The 13,834-nt window shown below is 43.1% G+C and carries 15 protein-coding genes and 1 pseudogene; 11 read left to right on the forward strand and 5 right to left on the reverse strand.

The features are described from left to right. Nucleotides 1-1,066: pseudogene (locus ACEW9I_RS05655) on the reverse strand (transposase); the annotation flags it as partial. Between the two features lie 138 nt (nt 1,067-1,204). Here ACEW9I_RS05655 and ACEW9I_RS05660 point away from each other — a divergent pair. After that, nucleotides 1,205-1,336, forward strand: a complete 132-nt coding sequence (locus ACEW9I_RS05660; protein ID WP_373539383.1) for a hypothetical protein — start codon at nt 1,205-1,207, stop codon at nt 1,334-1,336. Between the two features lie 149 nt (nt 1,337-1,485). Continuing rightward, nucleotides 1,486-1,785: a transposase gene (locus tag ACEW9I_RS05665; protein WP_373539397.1), complete on the forward strand. Its 300-nt coding sequence runs from the start codon at nt 1,486-1,488 to the stop codon at nt 1,783-1,785. On the opposite strand, the gene ACEW9I_RS05670 is transcribed toward ACEW9I_RS05665, so the two are convergent. Continuing rightward, complete coding sequence (locus ACEW9I_RS05670) at nt 1,782-2,429, reverse strand: type I restriction endonuclease (RefSeq protein ID WP_373539384.1); 648 nt, start codon at nt 2,427-2,429, stop codon at nt 1,782-1,784. The two genes, ACEW9I_RS05665 and ACEW9I_RS05670, sit on opposite strands and share 4 nt — an antisense overlap. Nucleotides 2,430-2,444: 15 nt before the next feature. On the opposite strand from ACEW9I_RS05670, the gene ACEW9I_RS05675 reads away from it, so the two are divergent. Then, nucleotides 2,445-2,915 (forward strand): PEP-CTERM sorting domain-containing protein, encoded by a 471-nt coding sequence (locus ACEW9I_RS05675; RefSeq protein ID WP_373539385.1) that lies wholly within the window; start codon nt 2,445-2,447, stop codon nt 2,913-2,915. A 101-nt stretch (nt 2,916-3,016) separates the two neighbouring features. Here the strand turns inward: ACEW9I_RS05675 and ACEW9I_RS05680 are convergent, their stop codons facing one another. Further along, complete coding sequence (locus ACEW9I_RS05680; RefSeq protein ID WP_373539386.1) at nt 3,017-3,190, reverse strand: hypothetical protein; 174 nt, start codon at nt 3,188-3,190, stop codon at nt 3,017-3,019. Between the two features lie 449 nt (nt 3,191-3,639). Here ACEW9I_RS05680 and ACEW9I_RS05685 point away from each other — a divergent pair, with 449 nt between their 5' ends. The 3 genes from ACEW9I_RS05685 (at nt 3,640) to ACEW9I_RS05695 (ending at nt 5,531) form a co-directional block, all read left to right on the forward strand. Then, entirely contained in the window at nt 3,640-4,707 is a 1,068-nt protein-coding gene (locus ACEW9I_RS05685; protein WP_373539387.1) for a PEP-CTERM sorting domain-containing protein, read from the forward strand. Between the two features lie 260 nt (nt 4,708-4,967). Then, nucleotides 4,968-5,234 (forward strand): type II toxin-antitoxin system ParD family antitoxin, encoded by a 267-nt coding sequence (locus tag ACEW9I_RS05690; protein ID WP_373539388.1) that lies wholly within the window; start codon nt 4,968-4,970, stop codon nt 5,232-5,234. Next, nucleotides 5,235-5,531, forward strand: coding sequence for a type II toxin-antitoxin system RelE/ParE family toxin (locus tag ACEW9I_RS05695; RefSeq protein ID WP_373539389.1), 297 nt, complete (start codon nt 5,235-5,237; stop codon nt 5,529-5,531). 42 nt (nt 5,532-5,573) lie between these two features. Here the strand turns inward: ACEW9I_RS05695 and ACEW9I_RS05700 are convergent, their stop codons facing one another. Next, nucleotides 5,574-6,164, reverse strand: a complete 591-nt coding sequence (locus ACEW9I_RS05700; RefSeq protein WP_373539390.1) for a Uma2 family endonuclease — start codon at nt 6,162-6,164, stop codon at nt 5,574-5,576. Between the two features lie 67 nt (nt 6,165-6,231). Further along, nucleotides 6,232-7,293 (reverse strand): hypothetical protein, encoded by a 1,062-nt coding sequence (locus ACEW9I_RS05705; RefSeq protein ID WP_373539391.1) that lies wholly within the window; start codon nt 7,291-7,293, stop codon nt 6,232-6,234. A 55-nt stretch (nt 7,294-7,348) separates the two neighbouring features. Between ACEW9I_RS05705 and ACEW9I_RS05710 the strand changes: the two genes are divergently transcribed. The 5 genes from ACEW9I_RS05710 to ACEW9I_RS05730 all read left to right on the forward strand — a co-directional run bounded on the left by ACEW9I_RS05710 (nt 7,349) and on the right by ACEW9I_RS05730 (nt 13,706). Beyond that, nucleotides 7,349-8,266, forward strand: a complete 918-nt coding sequence (locus tag ACEW9I_RS05710; protein ID WP_373539392.1) for a metallophosphoesterase — start codon at nt 7,349-7,351, stop codon at nt 8,264-8,266. 317 nt (nt 8,267-8,583) lie between these two features. Beyond that, entirely contained in the window at nt 8,584-10,374 is a 1,791-nt protein-coding gene (typA, locus tag ACEW9I_RS05715; protein WP_373539393.1) for a translational GTPase TypA, read from the forward strand. Between the two features lie 100 nt (nt 10,375-10,474). Then, nucleotides 10,475-11,377, forward strand: a complete 903-nt coding sequence (locus ACEW9I_RS05720) for a hypothetical protein (protein ID WP_373539394.1) — start codon at nt 10,475-10,477, stop codon at nt 11,375-11,377. Then, the gene (locus tag ACEW9I_RS05725; RefSeq protein ID WP_373539395.1) at nt 11,371-12,888 is read left to right on the forward strand and encodes an Eco57I restriction-modification methylase domain-containing protein; all 1,518 of its coding nucleotides are present in this window, start codon (nt 11,371-11,373) and stop codon (nt 12,886-12,888) included. The genes ACEW9I_RS05720 and ACEW9I_RS05725 overlap by 7 nt, the downstream gene beginning before the upstream one ends. A 161-nt stretch (nt 12,889-13,049) precedes the next feature. Beyond that, nucleotides 13,050-13,706 carry a transposase gene (locus tag ACEW9I_RS05730; protein WP_373539396.1) on the forward strand — a complete coding sequence of 219 codons (657 nt, stop codon included), beginning with the start codon at nt 13,050-13,052 and terminating at the stop codon, nt 13,704-13,706. Nucleotides 13,707-13,834 lie beyond the last annotated feature (128 nt).

A 13,834-nucleotide genomic window follows, 5' to 3' on the forward strand; every position in this document is an offset into this window, starting at 1 on the left:
CAAAAAAGAATGACCCTTCCCTGTTCACTCGATCTGGGAAGGGATCGATAATCAATTTCTTGAATGGCTTTCGGATAGATTTAACAATACCTAAATCCCTATTTTCAGGAGCTGTAAAATATTTAATAGGTTCAGTAGCTAAACCTTTGTGATGGGCGACATAAAAATGATCAAGACCACGATAGATCATCTCTAAAGAAATCCGGTCGAACGGAAGAGATACATGCGTCGGCGATAGCATCACCAAGATCTACTAATACCGCATAAAATAGCCAAGTTGCCCACTGGACGGGTCTCCCGCCCAGTAAAGTTGTAATTTAATCCCATTGAGTGAACCTGTCCAGATATAACTCAAGCCCAATAAGCGTTTAACAGTATTAAATGCCTCCTCGATTCGCCATCTTCTGCTAGATAAATCGGCAACTACATAGGGAGGTAAAATCAGTGGATCGAGCACGCTAGTTAGATAAGAATACCAAGATTTGCCCACTCTGATTTCCACTAATCTCATCGTTATACATGGAGTTGTTTGATTACCAGCACCCATTTTGACGATTCGGTCACGGATGCTGTAACTATTGGTGAATAATCGCTCTGCCAGACTGTCTAATTTCCTAAAGACTGCTTCTAGTGTTGAGCCGTCACCAGCCCAAATTCTCTCAAATTTTGTGCGGGCAAATTGAATGCTTTCTGGTAGTGGCCTTTTGTTGCGGCTGTGCCATTTTTGCTCGAATTCTGGGAGTAATCCTTTAAATATGCTCTCAAATATTTCGGCGGGAAATGTCAGAAATCTTTGAGATAGTGCTTGCTGACTCACCTGCTTGGGTTCACACCATAGGAATCCTTCCCTGTTGAGTATTCTGGTTAGTTCTCTTACCCCAGCTAGATCTCGCCAGATTAGTGTCAGAACTGCTGCTACCATCAATGGCAGATTCAAGATTCTGTGCTGGGCGGGTCACCCGCCACGCTCCCTCATTCCGAGTTGGCGATAGTACTTCTCTTGTGCTACTACTGCTGATGTGACTAGCTGTTCTAATTGTGCTGCTATTGCCTCGTCTTCCATCATCGGACGTTGTTTTCGCTTGGCGTGGTCGCGATTTGTTTTCCGCTTTTTGGGCATTGGTCAAACTCAGTTCTAACTCTGTGCTAGTCTGAGTTTAACATCTTTTCTTTCCCCTCTTGACAAACCTCGACTTTTCTTAACTTGTCACGAATCGGGGCACCCGCCCAGCAAGCAGTTAGTGCTGCCGTAACTGAGGCCCAAGTTTACATTCAGCAACAACCGATCGTCGGAGTAGCTGAGACCGGATTTAAGCAACGGAATGGGGACGGTTAAAATGCCACCAAGACTAGTGGCTGGCTGTGGGTGGCGGTAACGCCATTGATAATTTGTTTTCAGGTGATTTTAAGTCGAGCTAGTACTGCCGCTCAAACAGTTTTAGGTTCGCTGCCGAACTCCAGATTGGTGAGTATGAAAAAACACCACTGGCTAAAACTGTGCGGACATGTCGTAATCTGTTGAAGCTGTTCGATTCTTTATGGCTATTTGTGCGTGAAGAGGGAGTAGAGCCAACTAATAATGCAGCGGAAAGAGCGATTCGCCCTGCTGTCATTTGGCGACCGACTAGTTTTGGGTCAGATTCTGCTGCTGGCAGCGAGTTTGTGTCTCGTTTACTCACGGTTGTATCTTCACTTAATCTGCAAGAGCGTAATATTCTGGATTTTTTGGTTGAATCTGTCTCGGCTGCTCGTTCTGGTGAAATTCCACCTTCGCTTCTGCCTTAGCCTCGTGAACTTATACCTTCTTTCCACACCGCCCAAAATTCTTTGTCAGTGTAAGTTGTACCATACTGAGCGGAGTTTTGAGCGATCGCCAGCAAAAATTGAGTGACACAAAAAAAGTGGGGAATCTCATCGGGGCGATGATTGCGGAGATGTTGACTAATTGCGTCACCCATAGCATCATTAAGATCTGGGCGTTTACATTCGATCGCCACCAACGGAATCCCATTGATACATACGACAAGATCGGGGCGAAGAGTTTGGGTACTATTGAGACGTTCGATCTCAAACTCATCGGTAACGTGATAGACATTATTCGCGGGATTTTCCCAGTTGATATATTTTAGTTGATGGCTTTTCTTATCACCATCGATCGTTTGTTCGAGGCTTTTACCTAATACTAATAAGTCATAAATCTGTGCGCTGGTAGTGTAGAGAGCGTCGTAAGGAAATTGACTAATTGCGGCAACAGCAGTTTGAATATTAGCATCGCTAAACGGATGAATTTTACCCCGATGTTCGATCTGATTGAGCTGGTGAAGTTGGGCGGTGAGAATATCTTCGAGTACTACTTTCGATCGTTTCCCCTGACGATGGGCGAGTGCTTCGGCTGGCGTGATGTAGGTATAACCAATGTTCTGGAGCAACGCCAAAGCGGGGATTTGAGAAGAAATAACATCGATATTAGTCCTTCTTCGCGAAATGTTCAAACTTCCCGTGCCAGTGGGATCCAATTCACTTTCAAAGGCCCCGTTAATGCCCTAGGTTTTGAAGTCGGTGATTGGGGAACCTGCTGTCAACCTTCAGCACTGTATCTTTCTTTTGATAAGGGTGCTCCGATCGAAGTCGGTGAATCCTTGGTAACTGGTGATGCGTATTTAACGAGTGGTGGTCCTGGGGTATTTGTGGGTGCGATAGACGATACCAATAAATTTACTACTGTTGAGTTCTGGGGTGACGGTGCTGGTGAGTTCCTCGTCGCAGGCGGCAAAATTCGGTATGCTAATGTAGCAATCGGATCTGTGAGTAATCCAACTGCCGTTCCAGAACCTTTTACGATCGTGGGTACTCTGATCGGAGCTACCGCCGCATATCGCACCAGAAAGAGATTGAAAGCAACTAACAAACTGTAAATCTTAGACTGATTATTAATTAGAGCACCAGCCAAATTTACCGATGTCAGCAATGATGACGCTAAATTGGCTGGTGCTTTTTGCTGGCTATATTCGGATTTTCAGCTTTGAATTTGAGTAGACAGTACTAGATCGATCGGGTAGTTCGATCTTTGTTGGTTTTGAGGTGTTCGCTTCAGACGGTCGATCGAGATTCTGAATTGAGACTGATTATGTTCGATCGCGATCGCTCGATACTGGAGTGTCGCGCCACGTTTGGCGATCGCACTGTCCACATTTGTGTAGAACCCGAACAGATCCAGACGGGTGCAATCTCACTGTTGCAGCGCGAAGCAACGCTCGCACTAAATTACAAGGCGAGCTACTCCCTTCCCAGTGTCAAATTAGACATCTATGGTAGGGGGTGAATGGTGAATGGTGAATGGTGGATGATGAATCATGATGTCTATTTCTTGAGTGGAAAGGGAGTAGGTTGGGGTGATTGAGACGAGATCGCTGTTAGTGCTCACTACATCCGCAAACTATTTTTAGCTAATACAGATACATTTTGAAAATTCAGGGTATATTAGGTGTACGAATCTAAAAGTAGTATTGTATGTACCAAAAAAACTTTGGTATCGTGACTAATACATAACTGTCACTTTGTGCATGACCGCGGAAAACATTTCCATCCGCTCTAGACCGAAAACCCCTAAGTACCTTAATTTGGAAGATAATTTACCCAATGAAACTAAAAAGACTCGTAAGTTTAGCGATCGGATCGGGTGTGGCTGTTGTTGGAATGGGAACTTTGTCAGTTCCTAAAGCCAATGCCGTCCTCCTAAATTCATATCAATTCAATGGCAACGGAAATTGGTCGCTTGATGCTGTTGGTGGCAACAATACTCCCGTAGGCAATATCGATGCTTTTGTACCACTAGGATCGACTATCCAAAAAGCATTCCTTTATAGTACAAACGCATCAGGTAATAGTGCTGCCCCTACTGTCAATTTTGACGGCACTACTTATAGTGGTATCTCTTGGACGAATCTTGGTACTTCAACAGCTAATCTGACAGCTTTTCGGACAGATGTGACTACTCAGGTGGCTGCAAAGGTCGGAAATGGGAGTGCTTCAAACTTTATTTTTTCGATTCTGAGTGAAATCAATAGTACCAGTATTGATGGTGAAGCTCTAGCAATTGTCTATAGCAACCCAAATGAAGCAGAAAGAACGATTGCTTTCCTTGATGGCTTCTCAAATTCGTCAGGAGACACAACTTCTATTAATTTATCCGCTCCTCTAACTTCTACTCAGCTCACCGATCCTAATTTTGAAGCTTTGCTATCTCTAGGTATTGGCTTCAGCTTTCAAGGAAACGGCACCCAACAGTTCTCGACAGTGGATATTAATGGCTCTCGATTGACTAGTGCTGCTGGTGGAGAAGATGATGGAGCTGCTGCAAACGGAGCACTAATTACCTTTGGAGGGCTTGGAGATAGTATTAATAACCCAGTTAATCCTCTCGCACCCCCAACAACAGCTAGATCTGATGATGAGTTATACTCTCTCAAACCATTTTTAGCTAGTGGTATTAGCCAAATCCGGATCGATACAACAAATCCATCAGGCGACGATAATATCTTTTTCGCTGGTATCAACATTACTGCCCAAGCAGGAGTTAACGCCCCACCACCAGTTGTAACAAACTCTACAGCCGTTCCCGAACCTTTTACGATCGTTGGTACTCTCATCGGTGGTACAGCAGCACTCCGCATGAGAAAGAAACTAAAATCTAACGACAAAGTATAGATTGCTTAATTAGTTTAATAGGCACCAGATATGTGAGAGGATTTCAATCAATGAGTCCGATCGCATGTCTGGTGCTTTATGCTGACTATTATCAACATCCCTTTGACGATCCCATCTTCTCGTCAGATCCAAGCTGACTCCAGGTAGCACACGCTCGAAATTGCTCTACTTTCTGGTAGATTTTCTGAATAAATAGAGCCGTAAATAACAATCATTGCTATTTCCTGTTATTATCGATTTAATCCAGAGTAGCAAGCATTATGAACATTTCGCTGACACCTCATTTTGAAAATCTTGTCAAAAGCAAGGTTGAGAGCGGTCTTTACAACTCGGCAAGTGAAGTAATGCGCGACGCGCTGCGTCTCCTTGAAGAGCGCGACAGTTTGCGTCAAATCCGCGTCGAGGAACTCAGACGCGAAATTCAAAAAGGCATCGATAGCGGTGAGGCAACACCACTGGATATTGAAGAGATTAAAGCCAATGGTCGTCAGCGGCTTACAGCTCGACAACAGGATGCGAAAATTTAGATGGTGCAGTTATTAAAGCGTCCAGAAGCCGCAACCGATCTTGAGGATATTTGGTGGTACATCGCGCAAGACAGCCCTGAGGCTGCGGATAGACTTTTAGATCGAATTCGAGAAAAACTGCTGTCATTGGCTGAATTTCCGCAAATGGGCGCGATTCGAGACGAGCTGACACCCAGATTGCGGAGTTTTTCAGTGAGCAATTATCTAATTTTCTATTTTCCGCTTAAAGATGGTATTGATGTTATTAGGGTCTTGCATGGTGCCCGCGATGTCGAGGTGATTTTTCAGTCCGGCTAGGTGAGAACTTTCTATGTGCTATCCTCTAATCGCGAGACGATTTCACCAAATTCTTATCAGATCTAGGGTGAATCCAGGCAAAACGTCATCACAATCGATCGAATTTCCCGATTCGATGACTTCGACAGCTCGATCGATTCGATAGATTTCAACAATTCGGTCTTGGGGATTAATTAACAACCCTAGTTGGACACCATTATCGCGATACTCCAGCATTTTTTCCTGAAGATCCGACAATTTATCAGTGCGAGAACGTAGCTCAATTACAAAGTCTGGAGCAAGCGGGGGGAACTTCGATCGACCTTCAGCAGATAGCGCATTCCACCGCGACAGTTCAACCCAAGCCGCATCAGGCGATCTCTGACTCCCCAATGGGAGTTTGAAAACGGTAGAGGAGCTAAATACTTTTCCTCGTTGAGTTTGTCGATTCCAAATTCCTAAATCGATTAATAAATCTGCTTCGCGATTGCCACTTTCACCACCAACTGGGGGCATGACGATAAGTACTCCTTCGCTAGTTAGTTCGAGTGGTTGTTCTGGATTGGTAATACAGAGTTGATAAAACTGTTCGTCAGTCAGCTTGAGACTGCTGAGATTGAGAGGGCGTAATACCTGAAACTGAGAGATTGTCATAGCACCTCCAAACAGTTGTAATAATTAGCTGACTTTTAAGATTATATCTCGATGCTCTGACCGATCTTTAGTTGCTCTGTCGTCGCTGCAAGATAATCGTGTGCTTACCCACTACTGGACTCCGCGCGATCGAAACCCCTTGACTGTCTTGAATTTCTAACTTACTAAACTGATTTGCCTGAGCTTGCAGCCACATCCGATCGGTTAGTCGATTTTGTTGCTCATCGTCGAGCGTGTACCAAATGGGATCGAGTCGGACAACTAATCGATCGCGGGCAATATCGACGTTTAGTGTTTGAATCAGATCGTCTGGATACTGACTGGTGATATCACGTAATTGAGTCTCAATTGCTTCGATAAATGCCTGTTCGGGATTAGTTAATATTTTATCGATCGCGGGTTGAGAATAGGGTTGAGCAGCGATCGGTACAGGTGGTGTCTTCACCACTGACGGCTCGATCCTCGGAATGAAAAAACCATCGACAAACCAGATCCCCACGGTCACGATCGCGATCGCAATTGCCGTCAGGATCGTGTCAGAGAGCTGCCGAATGGGTGCTGGTAGGAAACGACGAAATTGCTGTAATGTATCATGCCAGAACCCGATCGATCGATCCATCAGTCCAGGTGCAGATCGATCGAGATTAACGTTACTATTGGGTGAAAATGTCTGTTGGGGCAGGCTCTCATCCCAAACATCTTCAGTGAGTGATATAGACGCTGGACTCTTACCTCGCCGAGCTTCCTGGAGATTGCTACTTTTAACTGTTGCTGCGGGTAGAGCCTCATCCCAGTCTTCGAGATCTGGAGTGATGGGTGTTGGCGGTGTCGCTACTTTTGCGCTGGGTTGAGCGTAGACGACTTTACTAGCCAGAGGCTGCGCCCACAAGTTAGGTTCATCAGCTAGTGTTTCGGCATCATCCCAATTAGTCTCTTCCTCATCGGTATCATATCTACTCGCGATCGGATCTCGATCGTCATATTCTGGTTGGGATAGCGGATCGTTCGGTTGTGGATTTGTCCGAGTGACTGATGATTTTAGGTTCTTTTTCCCAAATCGCCCAAACAATCCTTGCATTAGCTTACCTGTCCTCGATCGGGGTGCCATTTCGGTTAGGATTAGTTTCACTTACTTCTAATTTATCACCTTTATTCAGTCAGCCCCTGACAAATCACCAAAATTTATGAGTACTAACCGCCGTCAATTTTTAGTCGGAGCTGGCTTGGCTGGATTGGGTCTAGCTGGAGCTGGTAAGCTATTGGTCGATCGATCCAATGCGACAGAAGATCTTGTGTCGGTAGTAGCAATCCCCAAGTCAAAGTTATTGCAGCGATTCGCCGTCCTTGCCGATACGGGTACTGGTAGTATCAATCAATATGCAGTCGGTCGCGCTCTGGCTCGCTACCACGAAAAAAATCCCTTTGATACCATCCTGCTGGCTGGAGATAATATCTACACCAATGGGGAATTTACCAAGATTAAACCCGTCTTTGCGATCCCTTATCAAGATTTACTCCAGCGAGGGGTGAAGTTTTATGCTTCTCTGGGCAATCATGATGTGCGGACAATGAATGGCGATCTTCAAGTCACTTATCCTGAGTTTAATATGCGGGGTCAGCGTTACTATACTCACGGACAAGGTGATGTTCGGTTCTTTGTCCTCAACACGAACGATATCATCAATCCCCAATCGCCCGAACGAGTCAAACAATTGGACTGGCTCGATCGAGCATTAGCCGCGAGTAAAGCTAAATGGAATATCGTCTATGGACATCACAATATTTATTCTGCTGGAGTCTATGAAGTCAATAAGATGATGGAAAAAGATATCACCCCGATTTTGAAAAAACACAAAGTGCGCCTGTGGATCAATGGTCACGATCATAATTATCAACGATCCATCCCGATCCATGGTACTACTTATATGGTCTGTGGTGGTGGCGGCGCAAAGCTATATCCAGTTCAAGCGCCGAGCTGGACAGCATTTGCCAAAAGCGTCCATAGTTTCGGCATCGTTGAAGTTTATCAAGACCAAATTCTCCTGACCGGAATCGATAGTAAGGGTGAGACGATCGATCGCGGCTTAGTCAATCTCGCCTAAAAATCCCTCCTGAAAAATCCCCTCTTCGGAGCGGCGGTTTTATTCGGAGGTGCCCTCCGAATAAAAAAACCGACAAGACAGGTGTGCCCGTTCGCGGAGCGTCTCGAAGAGAAGGGCGGGGCGGGTAGATCCCCTCCGAGGAGGGGATTTTTCAGGAGTGCAAGCAATGAGTCATTACCGAATCTTACCGTAGGTAATCGCAATCCCGCGCAGCAATAGTACCCACGATCGGCTACAATTATACATAGATATTTACAAAGATTAGTAAATTTCCATCGTCTACATCAGACCGTATTAGAGTTCTAACTCCACAATTTATGAGCATTCCCATTCGTAACGTAGCCATCATCGCGCACGTAGACCACGGTAAAACCACCCTTGTTGATGCGCTCTTAAAACAATCCGGTGTTTTCCGCGAAGGTGAGGAAGTGCCTATTTGTGTGATGGACTCCAACGACATCGAGCGCGAACGTGGGATCACAATTTTATCCAAAAATACTGCCGTCAGATACAAAGAGACATTAATCAACATCATTGATACCCCTGGACACGCGGACTTCGGTGGTGAAGTCGAGCGCGTATTGGGCATGGTTGATGGCTGTATCCTGATTGTGGATGCCAATGAAGGGCCGATGCCCCAAACCCGCTTCGTGCTAAAGAAAGCCCTAGAAAAAGGCTTACGCCCGATTGTCGTTGTCAACAAGATCGATCGCGAACAAGCGTCCCCCCATGTAGCCGTAGATAAAGTATTAGACTTATTCCTCGAACTCGGTGCTGATGACGATCAGTGTGACTTCCCGCACCTGTTTGCTTCGGGGATCGGTGGCTATGCCCAGAACGACATGGAAACCAAAGGTACCGATATGGTACCGATGTTTGAGGCGATCTTACAGCATGTTCCACCCCCAGTTGGTGACTCGGACAAGCCCTTGCAACTGCAAGTTACTACCCTAGATTATTCTGATTATTTAGGGCGGATTGTCATCGGCAAGATCCACAATGGTACGATTACGATGGGTCAGCAAGCTGCGCTGATGAAAGAAGATGGATCGATCTCCAAAGGACGCATCACCAAGCTCTTGGGCTTTGATGGCTTGAAGCGGATCGAAATTCCGAGCGCGACAGCGGGTAATATCGTTGCTGTGACTGGATTTGCCGATGCCAATATCGGTGAGACAATTACCTGTCCTACGATGCCGATGGCTCTGCCAATGATCAAGGTAGACGAACCTACCTTGCAGATGACCTTCTGCGTGAATGATTCGCCCTTTGCTGGTACCGAAGGCAAAAACGTCACCTCGCGCCAAGTTCGCGACAGACTATTCCGTGAATTGGAAACAAACGTCGCCCTGCGCGTCGATGAAACCGATGAAGCTGATAAATTTGCTGTAGCTGGACGTGGTGAACTTCACCTCGGTATTCTGATTGAGAATATGCGTCGGGAAGGATTTGAATTCCAAGTCTCCCAGCCACAGGTAATCTACCGTGAAGTTGGCGGTCAAAAGTGCGAACCATTTGAGCTACTCGCCCTCGATGTCCCCGAAGAATCCGTCGGTAGCTGTATCGAACGTCTCGGTCAACGCAAGGGTGAAATGCAAGATATGGTCGTTGGGATGAATGGTCGTTCCAACCTAGAATTTGTTATTCCTGCTCGTGGTTTGATCGGGTTCAGAGGTGAATTCATGCGGATGACTCGCGGTGCTGGGATCATGAATCACAGTTTCCTTGAATATCGTCCGACTTGTGGTGATATTTCTGCTCGTCGCAATGGCGTATTGATTTCTTTTGAAGAAGGTGTCGCTACTGACTATGCGCTGATGGGTGCAGAAGATCGCGGTACATTCTTTATCAAGCCTGGAACCAAGGTGTACAAAGGAATGATCGTCGGTGAAAACAACCGTCCACAGGATCTCGAACTCAACATCTGTAAGAGCAAACAATTAACCAACCACCGAGCTTCTGGTGGGGAAGAATTGGTACAGCTCAAAACACCGATCGATATGACGCTCGAACGCGCTCTAGAATACATCAGTGGTGATGAGCTAGTAGAAGTCACTCCTCAATCAATTCGGTTACGGAAGATCTCCAAGAAATTAGCCAGACGCTAAGTTCGTCACTAATTTAATTTAATTATTTAAGTCCGCACCTGCGGACTTTTTCATTACCAATAAAAGTAGAATGGACACGATCATCACAAGAAATCTCTACATGCACAAAGCCGAGATTTTGAACTATCTCAGAGATCGTGCAGCGGAATCACATGGCGCAATCATTAGGATTCATGGTGAAAAAGACTTCAAAGAACGAGGTGCTGCAATCAATAAAGCCATCTCGTTAACTACGACAAATCTTAAAACTATAATTTTTCAGCGAGCATTATCCCAAGGGTGGGGCAAAGATGAGATCCTAAAAAATGTACTTATTGTCACTTATTGCTCCTATGTCGTAATGATTGAGTTTAGAAATATGGTGTGGCCATATGAATACATGGCTTTTTCACGCAGGGTTGGTGAACTCTGGGAACCTTTCTGCAAATTATGCTTTGACTATCCTGTAAGAACTGACGTTGAACTCTATGAGCCTCCATTATTCTCGCAAGTTAGAGAGCAACTACAAGATGAAATTTTACAGTATATTCACAATCTAAATCTGAGCAGCATCGAAACAACTCAACTCATATCTTACTATGATAAAGTCTGGAGTTTAGTTACCTCTGGTGAAATAAAACTAGAGCTAGATCTGCACTTTAGAATTAGTGAAACCAATTTTAATGTTGATTTCAAAAGTGGCTTTCAATCGAATGAAAAAGGTAACACAAATCGTCTCCTTTTAGTTGCTTCAATATATAAAAATATTATCGGATCGAATAATGAATGTATACTATTTGTACGGGCGAATGAAGATGACAACAATCATTATCTTCAAATATTAAAGAAATCTGGGATCTGGGGTGTTTACTGTGGAACTGATACTTATTTTAAAATCAAAGAGTACAGTGGCTTTGATTTAGCGAATTGGATTGAAAATAATATTTCCTGGAATACCGATCTCTCCCAAGAAACTAATGATCACTTTCATCAAAACGATCTAAACAAATATTTAGTATGGTAGCGTTAGTTAAAAGAAAGCAAGATAAATTTCAAGCTTTTTATACCAGTTGCAAGTATATAACAAATTATATGGTTGGGTTGTTGGACTGTAAGGCTGGAATGTCCGTATTGGAGCCTTGTGCTGGCGATGGAGCTTTTATAGATGAAATTATTAGGCGTAAATGCGATGCAAATATCTCTGCTTTTGATATAAATGACCAAAGTATTAGCAGCCTTACACAAAAATATATTAATGCAAATAATATCAATATTCAAAAAGCTGATTTTGCATTTATTGAGTCACTAAATAGCTATGACCGAATCATTGCAAATCCTCCTTATGGAGCTTATCAAACACCAGAAAAAAGAGATAAATTAAAAGCAACTTATCCAGGAATTTATGCAAAAGAAACATATGGCATTTTTTTGATTAGAGCAATGGAAATGCTCAAGCCAAATGGTCGCGTTGTTTTCATTGTTCCCGATACATTTCTGACACTTCACCTGCATGAAAGGTTGAGAAATCAGTTGTTGCTTAATTATAAAATAGAGTCGATTACTTTATTTCCCTCTAAATTTTTCCCAGGTGTTAATTTTGGATACGCAGGGTTATGTATTATTTCAATTAGAAAAGCAATCCCTAGCAGTAACTGGAAGTTTCCTATATATAAGGGTTTTACTTGCCCTCAAGAGTTTGAAGACCTATTAACAAATCAGAAAAGTAAATTTGAAGTTGGCGAGTTTTCTTATGAAAAGTTAAAAACCAATCCTTCAAAGTCATTTTATATATCAACAGAGCCATGGGTTGAGGAATTACTAGAACGTAATTTACCAACTATCGAAAGTATTTGTCATGTAGTGACTGGCTTTTATTCTGGTAATGATGCTCACTATTTAAGACGATCTGAAGTAATTACTCGTGGAGTAAAAAAATATCAACCGATAGATATGAATTTAGTTTGGTTTGGAGATCGATTATCAAAACCTCCACTTGATGGTTTTGAAGGAGAAAAGCACTGGATTCCAATTGTTAAAGGTGGTAATAGACGCTTTCACAAATCATCTGAATGGTTCATGGATTGGAGTAGAGCAGCGATACATGATTACAAGGTAATTAACAAAAAAAAAGCCAGATTTCAAAATTCTCAATTTTATTTTAATCAAGGTATTGCCGTACCGATGGTTTCATCTAGTGCAATAACTGGTGCACTAATAGATGGGAGATTATTCGATCAATCTATAGTTGGGGTTTTTCCAAAGCATGGTCAAGAGCATCTTTTGATGTATTTACTAGGCTTTTTCAATTCAAAAACATGTAACGATCTCATTCGCACTATTAATATAAGTACAAACAACTCATCTAATTACATAAAGAAGATTCCTATTTTGGTGCCAAACAATAATATAATTTATGAAGTTGTTAATTTAGTAAGTCAACTGTGCGATTTAGCAAATCAAAGAGAGATTTTAGAGTCTGATTTGCAACAGCTTAATATTGCTTTCGACATTATTTATGGTGTCAAAAGCACATAAATAACCAAAAGATAAAAGTATTTTTATGTATCGCTGAATATCCAGATCTGGCAATCATCTATGTTGTCGAGATAGGCTTTAAATGTGCTTTAATGTTACTCCCTTCCCGCTTAAAGAGTATAGAAAAGGGTATAATTACTAGAGAAGGGAGGAAAAAATGAATGAATCTAAGCAAAAGATTGCGATCGGTAAGTCTAGATAAGAAGCAGTGGCAGCGATTGTATTACAAAAATCAGCAATCATATATAAGACAGAGATTATCAGCTATAAGATATCTAAGCGAAGGTTCAAGCAGAGCGGAAGTAGCCCAGTTATTAGGATGTACAGATTTAACCATAGCCAAATGGATAGGTAAATATCTAGAAACGGGACTAGAGGGGCTGGTTGAGCCAATCAAGCATCAAGTGAAGGAAAGGCTCAATCCAGAACAGCAGCAGGAAATCAAAGGAATGGTGCTGAACGATAGACCGACTAAGTACGGGATAGACCGAGAAATCTGGACAGGAAAAATCATAGTAGAAGTGATAAAGCAAAGATGGGGAGTAGATCTAAAAACATCGAGAATCTATGAAATACTAGATAATTTGAACTTATCACATCAAAAGGCACATCGAGATTATGACAATGCCGATCCAGAAAAACAAAAGAAATTTGTAAAAATTCTAAAAAAAAAATGCGTCAGAGAAAGCGTGGGGAGAAAATTCTATTCTTTGATGAATTCGCAGTATCTAACCGACCAAGCACATACTATGGATGGGCCGAAAAGAATACTCGACCTCAAGTGCCATCAGATGAAAGTAAAAAAAGAGAGAAGTTAAATGGATTATTAGCAGTAGATGCGGTCAGTGGGGAAGAATTCTTACGGTTAGTACCAACTGCCAAAACTGAAGACCTAGCATTGTACTTTGGAGAGCTATGCAAAGACTGTGTTCAGGAGAGAATCAAG

Origin of the sequence: Chamaesiphon sp. (genome assembly GCF_041738855.1) — a bacterium.
Lineage (GTDB): Bacteria > Cyanobacteriota > Cyanobacteriia > Cyanobacteriales > Chamaesiphonaceae > Chamaesiphon.